Here is a 21866-nt window from a genome sequence, read left to right as displayed (position 1 = left end):
TTGTGAAGAATTATGCAAGAGATCCCGGGATTATTAATCAAAAATTCGAGTGGGGAGGGAGAAGATTGACTATATTACTAGTACTTGGCCTCATCTATTTTTAAAAACCTGTTCGCACTAATGCTAGTTAGAATTCCCACTATTAACCATCCAATGCTCAAACCAAATACTTCACTTAAAAATGAGCTTTTACCAGTTAAAATACCAATTAGAGATCCAATAGTAAAGCCTAGGATACAGTTAATAGCATTCACAAACACCCATGACCATTTTTGGGGAACTGATGGGGGAATGGCTAAACAGGATTGTGACAATCCAATAACTAAACCACCAATACCAGAATCAATCATACTAATTAAAACACGATTATATAAGGTATGTGTAGACAAGACAAACCATCCCATTGTACCAATACCTATGACTGTAATTAGCACCCATCCTAAAACTGTTGATATAATCCAATTTAAGGGAGGAATAATTTTTCTTAGAAGATAACTTTGGGGAATAGCGATTGCTAACCCACCAATAGCCGCATCTACAACTTCCAAATCAGATTTTTCACCGACTTCAACTACTAGCAAACTGAGGAGAAAACTAGCTAGGGTTGTAAAACTCCATATTGATATAAAACAGAGATCTGCAAATTTGTGACTCTTGAGTTGTAGTGGTTCGGTCATTTTGATTATGTAGTGAGAGATTGTTGGCTGAAATTTTTCATTGTATTTTCCTAAAGAAAACAGGTCTAACAGCTGGATGTTCGAGGATTTTTAAAAACGTTCTGCGTCTTTGTTGAGGTGATTCAGGGGAGATGTAACCCCAGAGACTTTCCCAGTAAAAAAAAGAAAAACCCAAAAACCGACTATCTCGTACAATTTGCACCTTTTGTTTAACACTGTGAATATTAACAGGACTGGTTAGAGTACCTGAAGAAATACCAATACTGACAGGAATTTTTTTCACAGCTGATTGAACTGCAGGTTTTTGAATTTCGGCAATAAAAGATAGATTATCATCTCGATAGACCTGCAAAACCAACTCATCGACTAAATTTTTCTTGACCCAATTTTGCCAGTCTTGTAGATAGTATTTATAGGCATAATCCTGGGAATTAGGTGAAACAGATATTTTAGCTTGGGGCTTAATCTTCTTCACTTCCCCACGAATTCTTGTCAGTAAACTAGTGATTTTATTTGCCCGCCAACTCATCCACTCAGAATTGAAAGGGTCTGAGGGAGGAATTTTGCCTAGATGTTCCTTTTGGTATAGCTTAACTGTAAATGGGTCATAACCAAATTGCACAGGCATTCCAAAATGATCGTCTACTTGAATACCATCTACATCATAATTTTTAACCACTTCTAAAATTAAATCTAGAATAAAATTTTGCACTTGAGGATGGAGAGGATTTAACCATAGTTGTTGATTAAAAATGCTGGAACTGTCAATATCTTCCCGCAGATTGGCATTTACATAATTTACGCCTTTTCGACCATTAGTTAACCATTCTGGATGCAGTCTAGCTAAATTAGAATTAGGTGGAGTCATAAACCCATATTCAAACCAAGGAATCACGGTTAAATTTTTCTTTTTGCCCAAGGTAACTATTTTTTTCAAAACATCATTTCCCCCATTCATAAAATTCAAGAATGGCTCGGTAATATCACCTGTAACCGATTGGGCAACTTGACTTTGGTAGAAAGTGTAGCCTCTGTTCCAAACTACAGGATAAATCGTATTGAAATTGAGTTCTGCTAATTGATTAATAGCTCGTTCTATACCCCAAGGTACAAAAAGTACCCCGCTGGCTACATTGGTTAACCAAACTCCTCTAATTTCTGTTAATAGAGGATTATTTGTTGTTTTTAAATCAACGGAATTAGAAGCAACAGAAAACACAATAACACTGAATAAAAACCCTACAGCAATGAACAGGTTAAACAAACGACTGATCATGATATCATCATACTATCATCTCATGAAATTACTATGCTAACCTATGTGTGGGTGTGCTGACTTAAAAATAAGATTAATTTATAAACAAGATTAATTTATTAATATGGTAAGTAGGGAGGCACAATTATTTGTAGGGGCCATGGCGTAACCGATGGGGGTGTTGGGTTTCATACTTCAACCCAACCTACGTTCATCTTATATTTAATTCCACCCACCTACTTAATAAAATATATATGATACTTTTTCGACATTTTAAGGTTCCAGGGGGGGGACTCAAGATAAATTATGCCCTCACTCCCTGGGTGAGTAAATATCTTGCTCTGTTCTTCTTAACTGTGATAGAAATCATCCAATCTGATTTCTTTCCAAATTTCGGAAACCTGCCAACCTGTATTACCAACAGAATAAACTATGGCATTATCTCGCAGGGGAATGTAATTGATGTAAAAACTATCGGTTTCAATTAGGCCTGATTCTGGAAGTAGGTCTTCCAAATTATCTGTAATATCAGGTTCAGAACTTTCTTCCTGCACCTCCGTGTTCTTGAGCTGTTCTAGAAGCAACTTTTCAGATTTTTTAATTAGTCTCATATTTGATTGATCTATAGTCATAGGTAATTTCAGCATGATTCCTGATTATGGTCTGGGAAAATTGGGAAACTGTTAGGAAATAATATCTCCTACCTTAAAAGTCTTCCCAGTCACAGTTACTATATCATCAACTAGTAATTTTCTCCCCCTTCGAGTTTCAATCATATCATTAACTTTCACCTCACCATTAACAATCATAATTTTGGCTTGACCACCAGTGGAGACAATGCCTAAGAATTTTAAAAACTGATCGAGTTTAATCATGTTTAAAACCTTTCTATATGAGGTGAAAGTTGTGAAGAAAATTGTGCACTTGAAGATGCTTTTGCACCTTCTCCACAGGTACGCGGTGTGGGAAAAATTTTCCCTGGATTAGCTAGGCTCTGAGGGTTAAAAACCTCTCTTACCCATTGCATAGTTTCTAAATCCGTATCACTAAACATATCTGGCATATAACACTTCTTGTCAGCGCCTATACCATGTTCTCCAGAAATGCTACCACCAACTTTCACACATAACTTGAGAATTTCTCCTCCCACTTCTTCCACCTTTTCTAATTCTCCTGGTATGGAATTATCAAATAAAATCAGAGGATGTAAATTACCATCTCCTGCATGAAAAACATTGGCTATTCTATAACCATATTTTTGGCTTAAAGCCTCAATTTCTGTGAGAACATAAGGTAGTTGGGTGCGAGGAATAACCCCGTCTTGAACGTAATAATCTGGGCTGATATGACCTGCTGCAGCAAAAGCAGCTTTTCTACCTTTCCACAATTTCAATCTCGTTTCCGGGTCCGATGCAGCTGTGATATTACGCGCTCCATTCTTTAAACAAATATCTGTCACCTTTTGTTTATTAGCATTAACTTCTACTGCTAATCCATCCACCTCTACTAATAAAATTGCCGCTGCATCGCGGGGGTAGCAATTAGTAGCTACCACATCTTCTACAGCATTAATACTAATGTTATCCATCATTTCCATACCACCGGGAATTATACCCGCACTCACTATATCAGACACACTAGCTGCAGCAGCTTCTACGCTGGTGAAGTCCGCTAGTAATACACAAATTGATTCGGCAGTTTTGAGGATTTTCAGGGTAATTTCCGTAGCAATGCCTAAAGTTCCTTCTGAACCCACAAATACTCCCGTTAAATCGTAACCGGGCATTTCCGGAATCTGTCCGCCAAGATCAGTAATTGACCCATCAGGAAGAACTATTTTTAGACCCAACACATGGTTAGTAGTCACACCGTATTTTAAACAGTGTACACCTCCAGAATTTTCCGCAATATTACCACCAATAGAGCAGATAATTTGACTCGAAGGATCCGGGGCAAAGTAAAAACCTGCACCACTAACCGCCTGAGTTACCCAACTGTTGATAATTCCAGGTTGGACAATAACACGTTGGTTCTCTAAATCTATCTTGAGAATTTGCCGCATGAGAGAAGTGACAATTAATACTGAATTCTCTAATGGCAAAGCCCCACCAGACAACCCTGTTCCCGAACCTCTGGCAATAAAGGGTATGGAATACCGGTTACAAATCTTTACTACTGCTGCCACTTGTTCAGTGGTGCGGGGTAAAACTGCCACCGCTGGTCTTTGACGATAACTGGTTAAACCGTCACATTCGTAGGTTATTAGTTCTTCTTTCCGTTGAACTACACCTTTTTCACCTAGCACGGCTATGAATTCTTTAATAATTGGTTTCCAATCTATTTCTTTTTTATCTTGAGTTTTATTCAGCATAGTTTCTTTTATTGGTAGCACCATTTTCTCACATTATATTTGCCATGGGTTTGCGGTATCTTTAATATTTCCTCTCCTGGGGCTCAAACATGTTTACTACTACTGGCATATACTCTATTCTAAGATTTAATGGTGAGTAGTAAGCCATACTATGCTTTAAAAATTGATGATCATCTCGACTGGGAAAATCTTCTCTAAAATGGGCACCTCTACTTTCTCGACGACTAAATGCTGATGCTAATATGGTTTTACCAACCACCACTAAGCTCTTTAACTCCATAGCCTCTACTAATTCCGTATTCCAACACTTACCCTTGTCATCTAAGTGTATCTGACAAGACTTAGCTTCAATTTCTTCAATTCTTTCTAATCCTTCTTTCATTAGTTCTGCGGTTCTAAATACTCCACAAAAATCTGTCATTGTGTCCTGAAGTTGTTCACGAATTTGATTGATGCGATATTTTCCCGGTTGTGCTAACAAACTCTCAATCTCTTCCTCGGTCGCTCTTATATAATTTTGTTCATCTATAACTGGTAGTTTACGGTTTTGTACATATTCCGCCAGTTTCGCTCCGGTGCGTCTGCCATAAACTACACATTCTAATAGCGAGTTACTACCTAAACGATTGGCACCGTGAACAGATACACAGGCAGTTTCTCCAGCGGCAAAAAAGCCCTCAACTAACTCAGTGCTATTGCAACGTACTTGTCCATCGGTGTTCACCGGAATACCACCCATACAATAATGAATGGTGGGACGCACTGGCATGGGTTGGGTGACCGCATCCACACCCACTAACCTATGGGCCTCTTCCCAACAAAAAGGTACTCTACTCATGATTTTTTCCCTTCCTAGATGTCGTAAATCTAAATAAACAAAGGGTCCACCAGCAGTTCCGTCTAAACTAGCACCTCTGCCTGCGCGAATTTCGTAGGCGATCGCTCTGGATGTAATATCACGGGGTGCCAACTCCATGCGACTAGGAGCATAGTTAACCATAAAACGGTCACCTTGAGCATTAATTAAATAGGCACCTTCTCCTCGAACCGCTTCGGAGATCAGCACTCCCACTGGATATAGACCAGTGGGATGAAATTGGACAAACTCCATATCTTCCAAAGGTAGTCCAGCTAATGCGGTCATTGCCAAACCATCACCCGTAGAGGCATAATCATTTGAAGTAGTGTTGTAAACACGACCATAGCCACCAGTAGCAAACATAATTGCCTTGGCGCGTAGAACTGCAATTTTACTATCTAGTAAGTGGAACATAACTAAACCTTTGGCTTCATTATCTTCCATAATCAGTTTAGTCACATACCACTCTTGATATATTTGTACCCCATAGCGGCGCAAATTACTAACCAACTCATGGAGGATGGCGTGACCGGTTTTATCAGCTGCGTAACAGGTGCGATTGTGAGAATGTCCACCAAAAGCCCTTTGAGCAATTCTCCCATCTGGTAAACGAGAAAATAACACTCCCAGATGTTCTAAATCAATCACCACATCTGGTGCTTCTTGAGTGAGAATGGCCACAGCATCCTGGTCTGCTAAGTAATCCGAACCCTTAACCGTATCGAAAGCGTGAGCTTGCCAACTGTCTTGAGTATCCACATTTTTCAGGGAAGCAGCCATTCCCCCCTGAGCAGCTACCGAGTGAGAACGAATAGGATGGGTTTTAGCCACCAGTGCTACTTTTAAGCTAGGATCCGTTCTGGCAATTTCTAATGCTGCTCGACATCCAGCTAAACCACCACCAACAATAACTACATCATGTTCTATCATCGTCATCAACCCCCTATTGGAAAAAAATACCCTGTTTGGGAACAGGGATGTTATTTTCAGTCGTCATTAAACCGGTAAGCACCACCCATATTTTACTGATTTCAACTGGTGGCTTGAATCGGTTTTTGCACCGGAACACCATCTGCTGTCGCTTGTGTTTTTGTTTCCAACTCGACAGCATTTAGCTCTATATGGTTTAATAGAGTGGTGACAAAAGCAAACAACAGAAAAGGGAGAGTAAAAACAACCACAAGTCCTACCGCAGCTAAAGCATATACAGGTCTTCTAGCACCTATTAATGCTAAAGCCGAAGCTAGACTAAGTGTAATTGTGATTAACCAAGCAACAATTTGACCGTAGATATCACCAAATGTGAGGGTACAAACAAAGCGATAGTTTTGAATATTATTCTTATTCATCATTGCCTCCCGTCTATCCTATAGGTTCTACCTTAAAATCATGATTGCTCTAAGATTAATTTCTCAATATTTTTCTAAAGTTTGTAATATCACTTAACATTTACTGTCAACAACCCACCTCCGAGGGTATCCAGGAGTTCTCTAAAGATGATTTGCAGAAAAAATCAACCGCTATATCTGAAAACCAACTCACAACTGTGTAGTTTAAAACTAGCAGAGTAAAAATACAACGTTTAATCTAAGATCTTTATCTTAATGACTTTTAATTTATCAGACAAATTGAAACACTTATGAGCGCAACTAATTCACGGCGAATTATTATCGGGGATGTACACGGTCACTATCAAGGTCTAATGATCCTAATGGAAAAAATAGCACCTAACTCAGGGGATCAGGTATATTTCCTGGGAGACCTAATAGACCGAGGTCCACAAAGTGCTCAGGTGGTCAAGTTTGTTAAAGAAAATAATTATCCCTGTCTCCTAGGTAATCATGAGGAAATGCTTCTGAATGTGATGATTCATCATTACACATCAAATAAGGCTGTACAATCATGGTTATATAGCGGGGGACAAGCTACCATGGCCAGTTATAGATCCGCAATAATACCTCAAGAAGATTTAGACTGGTTTAGCAGTTTACCTACATATCTTGATTTGGGAGATATTTTGTTAGCCCATGCGGGAGTCAATCCAAATAAGTCTTTATCTGAGCAAACAGGAGGAGATCTATGCTGGATTAGAGAGGAATTTCATAGCATGGAAACGCCCTACTTTACAAACAAACTAATTATTACGGGACACACAATCACCTTTACCTTGCCAGGAATGAGACCTGGAGAGTTAGCACAGGGTCAAGGGTGGCTAGATATTGACACTGGTGTATATCATCCCCGCAGTGGTTGGTTGACCGGACTGGATATAACTAACAAGTTGGTTTACCAGGTGAATGTTTTTAAAAACACCACTCGCTGTTTACCCCTGGAAAAAGCGGTAAGCAGAATCAATCCACAAGAAATTAAACTTAGTGGTCGCTACAAACAAGTTGGATAAGCGTTCTGGCTCCCCTCCACAAAGCTATCGGAATAGTACTTGCAGATTGCTTTTGTAACTAGCACTGTCTAATCCACCATTAGAATTGATTTGTGGAAATTGATTGATTTGTTGTTGTAACCGATTAATTCTGTCCCCGGTTGCAGGGTGGGTACTCAAAAAAGTTGGTATGGAACCCTGTGACTGAAGTTTTCTCATGAAAGAAACTGCTGCTGTGGGTGAGTAGCCACTCCGTGTTAAAATTCTTAATCCCCTAGCGTCAGCATCAAACTCATCCTTGCGACTTCTAGGACGATTTAAGGCTAGATCTACGCCAATAGCTACAGCTTGACTACGATCCAAACCAGTTATACTAGCTACACCACTAGCAATAGCCCTTTGTTTCATTTGCTCGATTAAATGTTTGCCCTCAATATGACCCATTTCGTGTCCAATCACACTGGCTAACTCGGCTTCATTATCAGCAGCTTTTAATAATCCAGTATGAATATAAACAAAACCACCTAAAGTAGCAAAAGCATTAATTTGTTCATCTTCCACAACTTGAAAGGTATAGGGAATATTGGGGCGGTTAGCATTAAGTACCAACCTTCTACCCAGTTGAGACACATAGTTAGTTAGTTGCTGATTACGGGAAATTCGTACTTCTTGACCTACCTGGTCATTCATCTGTCTTCCCAGTTCCACTTCTTGATTAGTGGATAAATTAGATAGTTGTAGTATTTGTGCACCCTGAAGTAAGAGAGGTAATAAATCTATGGCGCGACTGGGCAGGGACGTACTCAAACACAGACTTAGAGCAACAATGGATGAAATTACAGGGTAGACCCAGCGACGTTGCCATAAACGGTAAATTGGCAAAAACCTATTCCAGTTCATAAATTTACTACCATTTTTTATAGGGTAAGAATTTGCCATTCATGGTCACTTTTACCCGGTCACCTTTCTCATCTTCTACCTTCTCGATGTCAAGGGTAAAGTCAATGGCGCTCATAATACCATCACCAAACTTCTCATGAATTATTTCTTTTATAGGATAACCATAGACTTGAATAATTTCATAGAAGCGATAAATTAAAGGATCCGTTGGAACCACAGGACCTAAACCTTTACTAGGAAAAGAGGTTAAAGCAGCGACTATATCCTGACCTAGACCTAAAATATCGGCGATTTTGGTTGCTTCTTCTAAACTGGTGCTGTTTTGACCATAAAACAAAGAGGCAATCCAAACCTCATCTCTTCCTATTAACCTTTCTAGATCCGCAAAGCTCAACCCCTTGGCTTTTTTAGCTGCTAGTAGTTCTGCTGTGAAAGATGGCAATTCAACTGTCATAATTCTCTTGGTTTGTAATGCTTACATCAGGATAACCTACAATTGATGCTCCCTCCATTTTAAGCCAAGGTTTCTGGACAATAGCCTAAACCTCTAACAAACTGTTGTCTAAACGCCTCAATTTCCTCTTTTTCTGAACCACCATGGGAGACAATGGCTATTTGGTAGCGTTGCATTACTTCTATGGGACTTTGTCCTGCTTCTAAACTCCAAAATGCCATTTGTAATCTCATAGGCGGTTCATAGCTAATCCCTAGCTCATTACAAAAAGCTCGAAAATCACCGTCTTCTTGAGTAGAAATTGCCTCTTTTAATTTAATCCTGATTACCCAACCATTAATTTGATGAATTACGGTGATAAAGGAAACTGGCATTTGTGGGCGATTGTAGAGGTGCTGAACAACTCTTAAGGTGAGACTGGCATTGCCTAGATAATATAAGTATTCTATCATGGTATTTGGGATCAAATCCAATCCTACACTCATAATTTTCTTTCCATAAGGATAATTCTTTCTAGGGTAAAAATCCCCCTTTTTATATGGGGAGGTTTACCCAATCTTATGGCTTTGGAAAAGACGCTTATTCAAAGGTTCAGGGGAGTGTCAAAAAGATACTCTACTAAAATTTATTCATATTTTTATATCCAGACCTAAAAACCCATATATATTAAGTACTACGGACTTTATACTTTTGTAAACATTTTCTGGTGATTTTTCATAATGTTACCACTCCCCAACCAGATAGTCACTTATAGCCCCGCATACACTCTTGTTCCCACCTATGAGTGTTTTAATAAGTGCACCTATTGTAACTTTCGCTCTGATATAGGTTCCCATCCTTGGATGACCTTAGAGCAAGCAGAGAAAATTTTATTCTCCCTGAAAGGTCAAGGTATTTGTGAAATCCTAATTCTCAGTGGTGAAGTTCACCCTTTATCATCTAGACGTCAGGAATGGTTGGATCTGATTTATGACCTATGTGTCCTAGCTCTTTCTATGGGGTTTCTACCCCATACTAATGCTGGAATTCTCAGTTTTTCAGAAATGCAAAGGCTTAAAAATGTCAATGCTTCTATGGGGTTAATGTTGGAGCAGTTAACCCCTAAATTATTACATACTGTTCACCGCCATGCACCTAGTAAAATTCCAGAGTTACGTTTACAACATTTACAATGGGCCGGAGAGTTACAAATTCCCTTTACTACTGGTTTGTTATTAGGAATAGGTGAAAATGAAGATGATAGACGACAAACCCTCATGGCTATTACTGATTTACATTTAAAGTATCAAAACATACAAGAAGTTATTTTACAACCCCATAGTCCGGGATCTGAACAAACCTTTGATGAAGTTGCTTTTGATCCTTATCAGCTACCCCGGGTCATAGCTCAAGCGCGGGAGATTTTACCATCGGATATCACCATTCAAATTCCCCCCAATTTAGTCCCCGAGGAAAACTGGTTATTGGCTTGTTTGGATGCGGGAGCTAGGGATTTGGGAGGAATTGGTCCCAGGGATGAAGTTAATCCTGATTATCCCCATCGGGAAGTAAATAGACTTAGGGAAGTTTTACTATCTGGTGGGTGGACCCTACTACCACGCTTACCTGTTTATAAAAGAACTCATTCTGTTTTGGGTGCAATGGTTTTTTCTTAATCATTAGCACAACAGAATGCCCAGTCAAAGACTGGGCATTCTCGCACACGCTAGTTGTTGTTTTAAATGGGCAGTACCAGACTCGAACTGATGACATCCTGCTTGTAAGGCAGGCGCTCTACCAACTGAGCTAACCGCCCTTGTTTTTTCACTTTATTAATATAACACAAGCTTTTGGAATTTGGCAAGGGGTTTAGAAAAAATTTTTTTTGATTTTGGGACTTTCCTAATGGCAGGTTATTGGCTATACTGGGCAGGTATTAGTTGTTAAGTTTTGAATTTTGAGGTGTTAGTTTTCTCCAATGCCTTCTGGACAAACACATGACCGCATTACTATCTGGTCTATTCCCCTAGTTGCCAGTGTAACTTTAGTTGCTACTGGTAGCGGTAATATGACTTTGGTGGTGCTGGGGGGGTTTATGTTTGGCGGTTTGATGTTTGGCCCTGACTTGGATATTTATTCTCGTCAGTTCCAGCGCTGGGGTTGGTTCCGTTGGATTTGGTTACCCTATCAACAAAGTTTGCGTCACCGCTCTTTTTTGTCCCACGGCCCAATTATTGGTACTACTCTTCGGGTAGTTTATTTAATGGTATTTATAGCTGCTACTACTGGGTTAATTTTATTAATACTCGCCAGTTTTTCTAACTTATCTGTGAACTGGGGTGACATTTGGGCAAGGGTGAGACAAAATATGTCTACATACGCCAGAGAGTTTTTTGCCTGGTTTGTAGGTTGTGAACTTGGTGCTATGAGTCATTACCTCAGTGATTGGACAAGTTCTACCTACAAACGTTTTCAAAAACAAGGTGTTCATGCTTTACTACCCAGTAGCAAAATTAGAAAACGTAAGATTCACAGTCGTCGTTCTCGTAGTTCTAAACCTAAAGCTGATAAAAAACAGTAATGCTAATTATGACAGCACAGAATAAATTTATCAATAGTAACATAGCTGATAACGCTCATTTAGTGGCTTTACAAGAGTTAATAGATGTGGTTGCTAAATTGCGATCGCCTGAAGGTGGATGTCCATGGGATTTGGCACAAACCCAAACCAGCTTAACTCCCTACATAATTGAAGAAGCATACGAAGTAGTAGACGCGATTAGTACAGGAGAACAAAGTGCTATATGTGAGGAGTTGGGAGATTTACTATTACAGGTAATATTACAAGCTCAGATAGCCAGCGAAAAGGGGGATTTTTCTGTAAAAGAGGTAGCTGAGGGTATTGCCCAAAAACTAATTCGTCGTCATCCCCATGTGTTTGGTGATGTGAAAGTGGAAAATGTAGAGCAAGTGCGCCAAAATTGGGATGAAATCAAAGCAGCAGAAAAAGGGCAAACTATGGCAACCCAAAAACTCAGTGATAAGTTAAATCGCTATCGTCGTAGTCTTCCACCATTAAATGCTGCTATGAAAATTTCTCAAAAAGCTGCTGAGGTTGGTTTTGAATGGAGTGATATTAAGGAAGTTTGGGATAAATTTCACGAAGAATTAGCTGAGTTTGACCAAGCTTTAGCTGGGGAAACACCAGAAAGACAAGAGTCAGAATTGGGAGATTTATTATTTGCAATTATTCAACTAGCTAGATGGTATAATCTTGATCCTGCTAGAGGTTTGGCAGGAACAAGTTTACGATTTGTTCAACGTTTAAGAACTATGGAACAGGTTATGGATCGTCCGATTAGTGATTATAAATTGGCGGAATTAGAGGCGCTTTGGCAACAAGCTAAAGCTAAATTAATAGATGGTTGATAAGGAGTGGTTTAAATAAAGACTGTATGAACATTTCTCTAGATCGTCTAATTCGTGGTGCTAAGGAGGGGAAAATAATTAGTTTCCCCACAGATACAGTTCCTGGGATGGCTACCATACCCACAAAAGCAGAATTAATATATATTGCTAAACAGCGCAGTTTAGACAAACCCTTAATTTTAATGGGAGCTGAACCGGAAAGTTTGTGGGAATATGTAAAAGGTAGTGATCAAGAATATGAAATTTGGCAAGAGGTGGTTAATAGATATTGGCCTGGTGCATTGACTCTAGTTTTACCAGCTAGTGATAAAGTTCCTAGGGTAATGAATCCTCAAGATCCTACCACTATTGGTATTAGGGTTCCCAATCATCCTATAGCTCGGGCAATTTTGGCACAAACCGGACCTATGGCAACCACGAGTGTTAATTTATCAGGAAAACCCCCCTTGGAAACACAAGCTGAAATAGCTGGAGAATTTCCAGATGTTCTCACTGAAGAATTGATAGAATATAAAGGTTTAGGAGTTCCATCTACCGTAGCCAAATGGACAGAAAATCATTGGCAAATTCTTCGTCAAGGTAGTACTATAATTGGTTAAGGTTGTTGGGCTAATATCTTTATTATGAAAAACCCATGAATTTTACTAACTTTTTATATTTAGCCATCGGAATTTTGCTAGGAATTGCCATTGATAAACTACCTATGAAATTATTTTCCAACTCAGCAAATTCATCTGGATATCAACCTAATCCGGATGAAAACAATTGGGAAAGATCACAAACACAAATTTTACAGCAGCTACACCAAACAGAATTGGCTTATGAAATGGCCAGGGAAATGAGCCAATTTCATGCGGGGTTTTTGGTCAGGATTAGTCATGAATTGCGATCGCCTATTAATGGATTAATCGGACTTCACCAATTAATTTTACATGACTTATGTGAAAATCCCCAGGAAGAAAGAGAATTTATTAATCAAGCATACGAAAGGTCGCTACAGTTTTTAAAAATCATTGATCAAATGCTAAATATTGCGAGAATAGAACATGGAACTAATCATCTGGTAATTGAATCCGTGGGCATAAGGGAGGTTTTTCAAGAGGTGGAAGAACTGACTTATATGTTAGCTGCTAATCGCAATTTCCCTTTGCAAATCTGTTTACCCCCATCGGAAATTTATGTGTTAGCAGATAAACGCTGGTTACGGCAAATCCTTGTAAGCTTGATAGATAACACAATTAGCACAATGGAATCGGGATATATTTGTCTTTTTATCAAATCCCCTGATGGCAATATTACTACTGATATAAATAATCATCTTGATATTTATCTGGATCTTCCTAGCAATACAGTAATTTCCCATGAAAGGTTAGAGACCTGTTTACGCATAACTGATAACCATGATTCAGAAATCAGAGATATGTCACCAGGAATGAAATTATTAATCAATCAAAGATTACTGGAAATGATGGGAGGTAAACTAGAAATTATTGAACCTGATTCTCCTCCCATCAGTAATGAGACGACAAATTTCACCCGATTGCAAATTACCCTACCCCAAATCACAAGTACTTCAATTCCTGAAGTTCTTCTTGCTCAATAGAACCTAATTTAGAATTATTATGTAGTACCATGGTGGTGCTATTATTATGTTGAAATCCAATTTTCTCATAAAACTTTTGTTGATGAGTGGTCATTAAATAAACACGCTCTACCTGCATTAGAGGGTGGGATAAAATCCTCCTCACTAACCTCATTCCCAAACCTCTTCCTTGATAATCTGGATGAATTACCACATCCCAAATGGTAGCGCGATATATACCATCAGAATTCGCTCTAGCAAAACCAATTAATTTTTCTCTGTCCCAAACAGAAATTACCGGTTTACTATTAGCAACAGCTGTACTCAAATCCTCTATACTACGCCCTTTAGCCCAAAAAGCAGTATGATTAAATAAATGTTGAAGTTGATATATATCAATTTCTGTCAGGCGATCGCTAAAATGGATTTGAGGATTTTTCATGTATAGACACCCACTTGCTAGTATTGTCATTTCTGTTATGGCATATTTTTTGGCGCATTATCAAGAGAGAAAAGATTTTTAGAAAATGCCAACTTGGCAACCTAACAATTCAGAAGCAAGTTAAATTAAATTAGAGAAACAAAAGCTACTGTGCTGGGTTTGTCTCACAACAAAACAAAATGACCGATTGCTGCAATAGGAATGCTCATTCAATAACCCCAGTCGTTTAATTTTATTACCCCCCTAATTAACGACCAGGGTCATGAGTTTATTCCCGAATCGCTTCAGCAGCACTAAATAGAGTGGGAGTGAATGACGCTTGGTAATGTCTCCTCCCACTCTATTTTTTATGTTTGTTTAAATAAAGAGAACTGTTTAGAAATAATCTGTTATTTTAACGAAAAACATGTATGATCTAACCATAATAGACCTTATGAAATCATTCAATTAACCATCTTCAGGTCCCAAAATTATGAACTTGTCAAATTCCACAACTCTGCAAAATCTGGAAACTGCTTTCAGTGGTGAATCCATGGCAAATCGTAAATATCTATTTTTTGCTAAAGTAGCACGTCAATTAGGTTTTAATGACTTAGCAAAACTATTTAAAGAAACAGCAGAGCAAGAAACTGAACATGCTTTCGCTCATTTTGAGTTATTACATCCAGAGCTAGTTGTAAAAGATCCAGCTAGTTTAACCGATGACCAAAAAAGAGCTATTATGTCTAATTGTTTGTCCTTAGCAATTGAAGGAGAAACATACGAATATACTACTATGTATCCCAATTTTGCTGCTGATGCTGTAAGAGATAGGGACAATTTAGCAGTAGAAGAATTTACAAAACAAGCAGAGGATTCCAATGAGCACGCCAAAATCTTTCGCGATGCTGGTCACCGGTTTGGGTTGCTAAAGTTCATTGAAAATTATCATGCGGATCGCTATTCAGAAGCTTTAGAAGTATTAAATGGAGGAGAACCCGTAACTAGAATTGCCAAACCCGATCCCCAAACTCAAAAATGGATTTGTAGACAATGCAGTATGATTTACGATCCGGTTAGTGGTGATCCTGATTCGGGGATTGCACCTGGTACTCCTTTTGCAGAAATTCCTGATAATTGGACTTGTCCTATTTGCGGTGCTACGAAAAAGAGTTTTAAGATCCTGGAAGAAAAAGTTGGTGTTTGAACCTGAACCTTGATCAATAACCTAAAATTGCTATTGTAGGGGAGTTTTAGCAGTTGTTTCTGATACTTCTGGGATGGGTATGACTAATTCAAAGGAGGTTAATATTTTACCTGTGTTGACTATTTGTTGAGTATCTATGGTGGGAGCTAGGAGTTGACATTTATATTTGTCAATTAATAACAGAGGTGGCAATTTTTCTAGACTTGCCATAATGGTTTGAATTTGGTAGAAATTGCCTTCGATTTCTACTTTAATAATCTGTCGTTTTAGTTGGTTTTTTAGTGATTCTCCCAGACTGTTATCAGTAACAACTTGTGGTTTGTCATCCAGGGGAGTAAATTTTTTCAATTTGGCTTTGATATAGGGATTACCCAAGGACTGACTATTAGTAAATTCTATAATTTGGTTCATACTAAGAAGTATATTATTCAGGTTTTTCTCATCCCCCATTAAGGATAGAACTTGACTTTTTTGCTGCTGGGATAGGGCCAATCGTTTCTGAATTAGATTAATTCGTTGAGCTTGCTGATTTTTTTGCTCATGCTCTTGTTCGATTTGGATAATTTTCGTTTTCAGTTGATTATGTTTTTCAAACTCTGGTATGAGCATATTCAGTATGATATAACCACACCCTAGTAATCCTAAGACACCGATTATTACCCCAGTTACCATGGGTGTGAAGGTAATACCAAATGCGATTGGGTAGGAAGATAAAGAATTATTAGAATTGGTTTTTTCAGGAAAATTTAAATCCTCATTAAATATCATTTACTAATAGCTCCTATTCTTTCTAAATGACGAATTTTTTCCACTAATCCCATGGCACCTTTTTTTTCTAATTCCCTAACTAGATTGGATACTGGCACATCAGTTAGACTAATTGTCATATTATATTTAACAACTTGAAGTGGTTTAAATTCCATGGATGACTGTTGGGTTACTATAGCACCAGTTACTGGGGGTGCATCAACTAATTCTGCCATATTAATTCGACTATTTTTGGCATTAAATAGTTTAGATTTTCCTATATTTAAGAGGAATTGGTTTACAGCTTTAAAATTTAGAGCATAACCCGTAATTTCTAATTGCTCTGTCTTGGTAGATAGGGTAGTAATTTGCTTATGCTCAAGACTTTCAATTTGAACTTTGCTAGGAATCCTATTGCCCAGTTCCTGTAAAATAACTGACCAGGATCTCATTTGCTCAAATACTGTGACTAAGTTCTCAGTTTGTTGTTCAATTGTAGTGGTTTGTTCCCGGATTTTTTGCATCTGAATTAATTGCTGATCTAGGTTTTGACTGTGGTTGTTTAGTTGGGCAACTTCCCCTTCTAAACCGCTATTTTGGTCTTGTAACCACCACAAACTACTCCATGCTAAAGCTGGAAAACATAAACCCAATCCCAATCCCACAAATATGGGGATAAAATTTCTCTTATTGATTGACTGATTTATTGAGTTAACCTCATTCCCATACTCTACCTTTAATTTGCTACTTGAGCGATGCTGGAGAAAATTAATTTCTAAATTGTACATAGGAAAATATTATATATATAATGGACTATCTATATTTGACGCATCCCTAAACCTAAGACCACTGCTAAACTAGGATCCTGTGACGAGGGAAATTTATCCCTGTCCACTAATAGATCTTCACAAGGATTAATTCTACTGGTTGTAAAACCCAATCTATCAGTCAAAAACTCATCTAGCTGTTCCATCCCTCCTCCAGCACCAGTTAGAAAAATTTGGGATACCTCCATAGACTCAATTTGATTAATACAAAAATCAATAGTACGACCTATCTCAGCTGCTAATTGCTCTAGCATGTCTAATTCTGGTTCTGCTCTATAAGGAATAGTCATTAACATCATTTCCCGTGCAGGTAAACTTATCTCCCTAGATATAGCAGTTTCTAATTGAAACGTACCAATAGCAATAGTACGGGAAAACTGTGGCACACCATTGATAATCATGGCAACTTCTGTATGGTCAAATTCAATATTGACTAACACTACAGCTTCTTCAGGTCTCAATATTAATAGGTGCTTTTGGATAGTTCTAATAGTAGCAAAACTTTTAATTTCTAAAACCTCTATTTTCAGTCCAGCTAGAGCAAAAGTGTGAATATAACTGTCCGTAATTTCCCTACGGGTAGCAACTAGGAGAACCTGTGCTTTTTCTATGCCATCTTGATCTATGAAATACCCCAACTTTTGATAGTCTATATCCGCTTCCTCTCGTGGATAGGGTAAATATAATCCAGCTTCCTGATTGATAAATAAATCATATAACTCTTGGCCCTCCAACTCTAATGGTGCGGGAATTATACGCACAATAGCATGTTTTTCGGGTATACAAGTTCTAATCTGAGTGGTTTTGATTTTACTTTCCACTATTGCTTGTGAGATAATTTCTCCCATCCTGGGACAATCACAAATTTCACCATTGACCATTATCCCTTCTGGAATAGGAAATGTGCTCAATGACTCTATTCTTAAACCCTGACGCACCCTGTGCAGTTGGGCTATATTTAGCCTATCTCCTGTCAGTTCCACACCCACACCCCTAGTAGACTTACCCAGAAAATTACCCCAGTAACTTAAAAAGTCACTAAAACCTAAGTTTTTTACCATTGATCTACGCTACTTTTGTAGAAATTTTAACAAATTTATGCCAAAAATCCGATCATCAAAATTTTCACGGCTCACTGTTTTAGGTCTAGTAGGATTACTAGCCAGCTGGGTAGTTAGTTGTACCACAGCAAATGTGGGAACGACTGTTGAATTTTGGACTATGCAACTGCAACCGGAATTCACCAGTTATTTCCAAGGTTTAATTTCCACCTTTGAATCCCAAAACCCTGGTATTAAGGTTAAATGGGTAGATGTGCCTTGGGCTGCCATGGAAAGTAAGATTTTAACGGCTGTATCCGCAAAAACCCCACCAGATGTGGTTAATTTAAACCCAGATTTTGCTGCCCAATTAGCGGGACGAAATGCCTGGTTAGATTTGGATGCCAAGGTATCACCTGAGGTTCGTTCATCCTATTTGCCAAACATATGGCAAGCCAGCACTCTTAATGGTAAGAGTTTTGGCATTCCCTGGTATTTGACCACCCGCATAACTATTTATAACACTGATTTACTCAAACAAGCAAGTATCTCTAAACCACCAGCAACCTATCAGGAACTAGCCCAAGCAGCACGACAAATTCATGACAAAACGGGCAAGTATGCCTTTTTCACCACCTTTGTTCCTCAAGACTCAGGTGAGGTTTTAGAATCTCTTGTGCAAATGGGTGTTAATTTAGTGGATAAGCAAGAGAAAGCGGCTTTTAATACACCCGAGGGTAGGGCTGGTTTTAAATACTGGGTGGATCTATATCAGCAGGGACTATTACCTAAGGAATGTTTAACTCAGGGTCATCGTCACGCTATTGATCTATATCAGTCGGGAGAAACTGCATTTTTGGCATCGGGGGCTGAGTTTTTAAAAACTATTGCCAACAATGCTCCACAAATCGCTAAGTCTTCTACCATAGCTCCCCAAATTACGGGTAATACGGGTAAAAAAAATGTAGCTGTGATGAATGTTGTTATTCCTCGTAGCAGTAAAAATCCGGATGCAGCACTCAAATTTGCTTTGTTTGTTACCAATGATGACAATCAATTAGGTTTTGCAAAAGCAGCTAATGTTTTACCATCAACTGTTAGAGCATTATCTAACAGTTATTTTCGGGAAGTTCCTGCTAATGCTTCTACTGTGGAAAAAGCACGTATTATCAGTGCGCAAGAAATGCAAAAGGCTCAGGTTTTAACTCCTAAAATGAAGGATTTTAAATTGCTACAAAGGGCAATTTACGAAAATCTTCAAGCAGCAATGTTGGGACGAAAAACTGTAGATCAAGCTGTTGCTGATGCTGCCAAACAATGGGATAGTAGGTAGGAATTGGTCACAATTCGCCAAAGCTAAAGAATATAACTGCCAGAATACCTCAAAACTTGAGGGGATGTTCTGGCTGCCTATTTTGCAGGACTAACCTGGGAAAAGAAGTGACCAATTAAGTACAAAGAACCACATAAAACAACCGGGCCATTTATATTTGTACTATTATTTCTATTATTATTCGTATTATCTTTAGTTTTTAACAAACCAAAGGCAGCATTTAATGCCAAAAATATATCCTCATATATTGCACAAAAATCTAAGTCCGGACAAGTTTCTAAAGCCAGAGCCTTTAAATAATCTAGGTTTGCATAATCACTCTCCGGTACTGGTACTAGGTATAATCTATCTTTTGTCTTTAACAGCTCTCTGAAAATATCTTTATGGTCTTTTGTAGTTAGCATCCCCATTACCCAAGTTATATTTTTGTTTCTATCTCCTATACTGTCTACATAATTCCTCAAAACCTCTGCTGATTCTGGATTATGTGCACCATCAATTAACAGTTGGTGATTTTTCCAATTAAACCATTGCATTCTTCCTGGCCATTTAGTCTTCTCCATACCCTTAATTATGGCTTGACCAGAAATCTCCCATCCTTGTTTTTGCAACATTCCTAAACTCGCTAATGCTAGAGCGGAATTAGTGAGTTGAATTTCCCCTTTCAATGGTAATGGATATTTAATTGCTTTAATATGCCCCCCCGGTTCTACGGTTTGATATTCTGCCCACCCAGGACTAATTTCTCTTGCAGGTGATACGACCATAATTGGACTTTCCAGTTCTACACCCCTGCATATCACTGCTTTCTTGGCATCCTCTGGCAATTTCCCTATCACTACCGGACATCCAGCTTTAATGATCCCCGCCTTCTCTCTGGCAATATCACTGATGCTTGAACCTAGCTGCTGCCAGTGATCCCTACTAATTGAGGTGATTACTGTTACTAATGGTTGATCACAAACATTAGTAGCGTCTAATCTCCCCCCCAGTCCAACTTCTACTACTGCTATATCCACTTTCTCCTGGGCAAAGTATAGCCAGGATGCTGCTGTAATTATCTCGAATTGTGTGGGCTGCTCTTCATTTGAGTTAATCACAGCTTTCACTCTTTCGATTAATTTAGTTAGTTCTTCACTTGCAATGGGCTTTTCATTGATACATATACGTTCATTCCAGTCTATTAAATGAGGCGAAGTGTATCTACCTGTTTTGTAACCTGACTCTGTTAAAATGGAGGATAAATAGGCGCAAACTGAACCCTTACCATTAGTTCCCGCAACATGAATTATGGGAACCTGTCTATGGGGACTATTTAAGGTCTCTAGTAACTTGACAATACGGGTAAGTCCTAAGTTAACACCAAAGTGCTTGAAAGGTTGAAGTAAAGAATCCACGGCATAATAGGGAACTAAGTAAGGAGTAGATGGCAAGTTGACAGTTAGGTAATTGAACGCACCACTCATTGATTATAGATGGGGTGCGTTCAACCGCTTGCATAATTTAGGCTTCTTTATTTAAAAAGGCTTGTACTTGTCTTAGAGCTGCAGCACCTATATTAAAGGCAGCCCAGCTTGCGGCAATAACTAAGGGTGCTAGGACAATTACTATGCGGGTATCAATGTTCATATCGAGAAAACCTCTGTTATATGGGAATTAAAGTGTTTGTAACTTTTCCAGCCCTAAAGGGGTGGAGCGTCAACCCGAAGGTGACAGCGGAACAATAATGTTCGTGAGGGGATGGATACTTTATCCGCTCCCTTCTTAATTTTTACCTCAAGTTGGTCATTTTTCCAAGGGAGCAGAATGTGGGATAAAACCTATGTCCTTCCCCTTTCCTGCATGGACTAGGGCTAACTGATGATATTTTTCGGCATGTTCAAAAAGTTCCGCCGCTTCAGTTTCTGTTACTTGACGGACTATTTTACCGGGTACTCCAACGACAAGAGAATAGGGAGGTATGTCTTTGGTTACTACCGCACCTGCTCCCAGGATGCTACTATGACCAATACGAACCCCATTTAAAACTATTGCACCAATGCCAATTAAACTACCTCGTTCAATGTGGGCAGAATGTATCACAGCACGATGCCCTACAGTAACATGGTCTTCTAAAATAGTAGGTAGACCAGGATCTCCATGTAGTATAGCTCCGTCTTGTACGTTTGTGCATTCCCCAATTTCAATCCGTTCCACATCTCCCCTAACCACTGCACTATACCAAATACTCGACCTTGCTGCAACTTTAACCGATCCAATTACAATGGCATTGGTGGCTATAAAAGCGGCTTGAGAAAAATCCGGAGATGTCCAATAGGAAGCAGTAGACACGATAGAATTTTGATATGGTAACCAGGAACACTGGAAAAACTTCAACCTAAGAAATTGGTTGCATAATTAGCATA

25 protein-coding genes and 1 tRNA gene are annotated in these 21866 nt (G+C 38.8%); 8 read left to right on the top strand and 18 right to left on the bottom strand.

What is annotated here, in order from left to right; all coding sequences use genetic code 11:
• Nucleotides 1-77: 77 nt before the first annotated feature.
• From ASL19_RS01300 to ASL19_RS01270, 7 genes are all read right to left on the bottom strand, one after another.
• Nucleotides 78-677, bottom strand: coding sequence for a hypothetical protein (locus ASL19_RS01300; protein WP_057176970.1), 600 nt, complete (start codon nt 675-677; stop codon nt 78-80).
• Between the two features lie 37 nt (nt 678-714).
• Nucleotides 715-1953 (bottom strand): glycoside hydrolase family 10 protein, encoded by a 1239-nt coding sequence (locus tag ASL19_RS01295; protein ID WP_057176969.1) that lies wholly within the window; start codon nt 1951-1953, stop codon nt 715-717.
• A 329-nt stretch (nt 1954-2282) separates the two neighbouring features.
• Nucleotides 2283-2543 carry a hypothetical protein gene (locus ASL19_RS01290; protein WP_057177002.1) on the bottom strand — a complete coding sequence of 87 codons (261 nt, stop codon included), beginning with the start codon at nt 2541-2543 and terminating at the stop codon, nt 2283-2285.
• Nucleotides 2544-2615: 72 nt separating this feature from the next.
• Nucleotides 2616-2807 carry an RNA-binding S4 domain-containing protein gene (locus ASL19_RS01285; protein WP_006276096.1) on the bottom strand — a complete coding sequence of 64 codons (192 nt, stop codon included), beginning with the start codon at nt 2805-2807 and terminating at the stop codon, nt 2616-2618.
• A 2-nt stretch (nt 2808-2809) separates the two neighbouring features.
• Nucleotides 2810-4303, bottom strand: a complete 1494-nt coding sequence (glcD, locus tag ASL19_RS01280) for a glycolate oxidase subunit GlcD (RefSeq protein WP_057177001.1) — start codon at nt 4301-4303, stop codon at nt 2810-2812.
• Between the two features lie 61 nt (nt 4304-4364).
• Nucleotides 4365-6092, bottom strand: coding sequence for a succinate dehydrogenase/fumarate reductase flavoprotein subunit (locus tag ASL19_RS01275; protein ID WP_057176968.1), 1728 nt, complete (start codon nt 6090-6092; stop codon nt 4365-4367).
• Between the two features lie 101 nt (nt 6093-6193).
• On the bottom strand, nt 6194-6511 hold the full coding sequence (locus ASL19_RS01270; protein WP_006276099.1) for a hypothetical protein: 318 nt from the start codon (nt 6509-6511) through the stop codon (nt 6194-6196).
• A gap of 290 nt (nt 6512-6801) precedes the next feature.
• On the opposite strand from ASL19_RS01270, the gene ASL19_RS01265 reads away from it, so the two are divergent.
• The gene (locus tag ASL19_RS01265; protein ID WP_057176967.1) at nt 6802-7563 is read left to right on the top strand and encodes a metallophosphoesterase family protein; all 762 of its coding nucleotides are present in this window, start codon (nt 6802-6804) and stop codon (nt 7561-7563) included.
• Nucleotides 7564-7587: 24 nt separating this feature from the next.
• On the opposite strand, the gene ASL19_RS01260 is transcribed toward ASL19_RS01265, so the two are convergent.
• Genes ASL19_RS01260 through ASL19_RS01250 form a run of 3 tightly spaced genes read right to left on the bottom strand, consistent with a single transcriptional unit; the run spans nt 7588 to nt 9345 of the window.
• On the bottom strand, nt 7588-8442 hold the full coding sequence (locus tag ASL19_RS01260) for a M48 family metallopeptidase (protein WP_057177000.1): 855 nt from the start codon (nt 8440-8442) through the stop codon (nt 7588-7590).
• A gap of 7 nt (nt 8443-8449) precedes the next feature.
• Nucleotides 8450-8896, bottom strand: coding sequence for a cyanase (gene cynS / locus ASL19_RS01255; protein WP_057176966.1), 447 nt, complete (start codon nt 8894-8896; stop codon nt 8450-8452).
• Between the two features lie 59 nt (nt 8897-8955).
• Nucleotides 8956-9345, bottom strand: a complete 390-nt coding sequence (locus ASL19_RS01250) for a hypothetical protein (RefSeq protein ID WP_040008191.1) — start codon at nt 9343-9345, stop codon at nt 8956-8958.
• A 270-nt stretch (nt 9346-9615) separates the two neighbouring features.
• Here ASL19_RS01250 and cofG point away from each other — a divergent pair, with 270 nt between their 5' ends.
• A complete protein-coding gene (gene cofG, locus ASL19_RS01245; protein WP_057176965.1) occupies nt 9616-10551 on the top strand; it encodes a 7,8-didemethyl-8-hydroxy-5-deazariboflavin synthase subunit CofG in 936 nt (311 codons plus the stop codon).
• A 67-nt stretch (nt 10552-10618) separates the two neighbouring features.
• Here cofG and ASL19_RS01240 read toward each other — a convergent pair.
• Nucleotides 10619-10691 (bottom strand) — tRNA-Val (locus ASL19_RS01240).
• Between the two features lie 162 nt (nt 10692-10853).
• On the opposite strand from ASL19_RS01240, the gene ASL19_RS01235 reads away from it, so the two are divergent.
• Genes ASL19_RS01235 through ASL19_RS01220 form a run of 4 tightly spaced genes read left to right on the top strand, consistent with a single transcriptional unit; the run spans nt 10854 to nt 13907 of the window.
• Complete coding sequence (locus tag ASL19_RS01235; RefSeq protein WP_057176964.1) at nt 10854-11456, top strand: metal-binding protein; 603 nt, start codon at nt 10854-10856, stop codon at nt 11454-11456.
• Between the two features lie 8 nt (nt 11457-11464).
• The gene (gene mazG, locus ASL19_RS01230; RefSeq protein ID WP_057176999.1) at nt 11465-12304 is read left to right on the top strand and encodes a nucleoside triphosphate pyrophosphohydrolase; all 840 of its coding nucleotides are present in this window, start codon (nt 11465-11467) and stop codon (nt 12302-12304) included.
• 26 nt (nt 12305-12330) lie between these two features.
• Nucleotides 12331-12903: an L-threonylcarbamoyladenylate synthase gene (locus ASL19_RS01225; protein WP_057176963.1), complete on the top strand. Its 573-nt coding sequence runs from the start codon at nt 12331-12333 to the stop codon at nt 12901-12903.
• Nucleotides 12904-12938: 35 nt separating this feature from the next.
• A complete protein-coding gene (locus ASL19_RS01220; RefSeq protein WP_057176962.1) occupies nt 12939-13907 on the top strand; it encodes a sensor histidine kinase KdpD in 969 nt (322 codons plus the stop codon).
• Here the strand turns inward: ASL19_RS01220 and ASL19_RS01215 are convergent.
• The gene (locus ASL19_RS01215; RefSeq protein ID WP_006276109.1) at nt 13867-14328 is read right to left on the bottom strand and encodes a GNAT family N-acetyltransferase; all 462 of its coding nucleotides are present in this window, start codon (nt 14326-14328) and stop codon (nt 13867-13869) included. The two genes, ASL19_RS01220 and ASL19_RS01215, sit on opposite strands and share 41 nt — an antisense overlap.
• A gap of 472 nt (nt 14329-14800) precedes the next feature.
• Here ASL19_RS01215 and ASL19_RS01210 point away from each other — a divergent pair, with 472 nt between their 5' ends.
• The gene (locus tag ASL19_RS01210) at nt 14801-15514 is read left to right on the top strand and encodes a rubrerythrin family protein (protein ID WP_057176961.1); all 714 of its coding nucleotides are present in this window, start codon (nt 14801-14803) and stop codon (nt 15512-15514) included.
• Between the two features lie 30 nt (nt 15515-15544).
• Here the strand turns inward: ASL19_RS01210 and ASL19_RS01205 are convergent, their stop codons facing one another.
• The 3 genes from ASL19_RS01205 to pilM are packed head-to-tail and all read right to left on the bottom strand — an operon-like array spanning nt 15545 to nt 18149.
• Nucleotides 15545-16282, bottom strand: a complete 738-nt coding sequence (locus ASL19_RS01205) for a hypothetical protein (protein WP_057176960.1) — start codon at nt 16280-16282, stop codon at nt 15545-15547.
• On the bottom strand, nt 16279-17049 hold the full coding sequence (locus ASL19_RS01200; protein WP_057176959.1) for a PilN domain-containing protein: 771 nt from the start codon (nt 17047-17049) through the stop codon (nt 16279-16281). Before ASL19_RS01200 ends, ASL19_RS01205 begins: the two co-directional genes overlap by 4 nt.
• Nucleotides 17050-17078: 29 nt before the next feature.
• Entirely contained in the window at nt 17079-18149 is a 1071-nt protein-coding gene (gene pilM / locus ASL19_RS01195; RefSeq protein ID WP_057176958.1) for a type IV pilus assembly protein PilM, read from the bottom strand.
• A gap of 37 nt (nt 18150-18186) precedes the next feature.
• Here pilM and ASL19_RS01190 point away from each other — a divergent pair, with 37 nt between their 5' ends.
• A complete protein-coding gene (locus ASL19_RS01190; RefSeq protein ID WP_006276114.1) occupies nt 18187-19461 on the top strand; it encodes a sugar ABC transporter substrate-binding protein in 1275 nt (424 codons plus the stop codon).
• Between the two features lie 77 nt (nt 19462-19538).
• Here the strand turns inward: ASL19_RS01190 and ASL19_RS01185 are convergent, their stop codons facing one another.
• The 3 genes from ASL19_RS01185 to ASL19_RS01175 all read right to left on the bottom strand — a co-directional run bounded on the left by ASL19_RS01185 (nt 19539) and on the right by ASL19_RS01175 (nt 21792).
• On the bottom strand, nt 19539-20927 hold the full coding sequence (locus ASL19_RS01185) for a folylpolyglutamate synthase/dihydrofolate synthase family protein (protein ID WP_057176957.1): 1389 nt from the start codon (nt 20925-20927) through the stop codon (nt 19539-19541).
• A 37-nt stretch (nt 20928-20964) separates the two neighbouring features.
• On the bottom strand, nt 20965-21090 hold the full coding sequence (locus ASL19_RS01180) for a photosystem II protein Y (protein WP_006276116.1): 126 nt from the start codon (nt 21088-21090) through the stop codon (nt 20965-20967).
• 156 nt (nt 21091-21246) lie between these two features.
• A complete protein-coding gene (locus ASL19_RS01175; RefSeq protein ID WP_057176956.1) occupies nt 21247-21792 on the bottom strand; it encodes a gamma carbonic anhydrase family protein in 546 nt (181 codons plus the stop codon).
• Between the last annotated feature and the right edge of the window lie 74 nt (nt 21793-21866).

It is taken from the genome of Cylindrospermopsis sp. CR12, assembly GCF_001432185.1.
Taxonomy (GTDB): Bacteria; Cyanobacteriota; Cyanobacteriia; order Cyanobacteriales; family Nostocaceae; genus Raphidiopsis; species Raphidiopsis raciborskii.
Note: the sequence above shows the minus strand (reverse complement) of the source record. Positions and strands in the feature narration are given on the sequence as shown.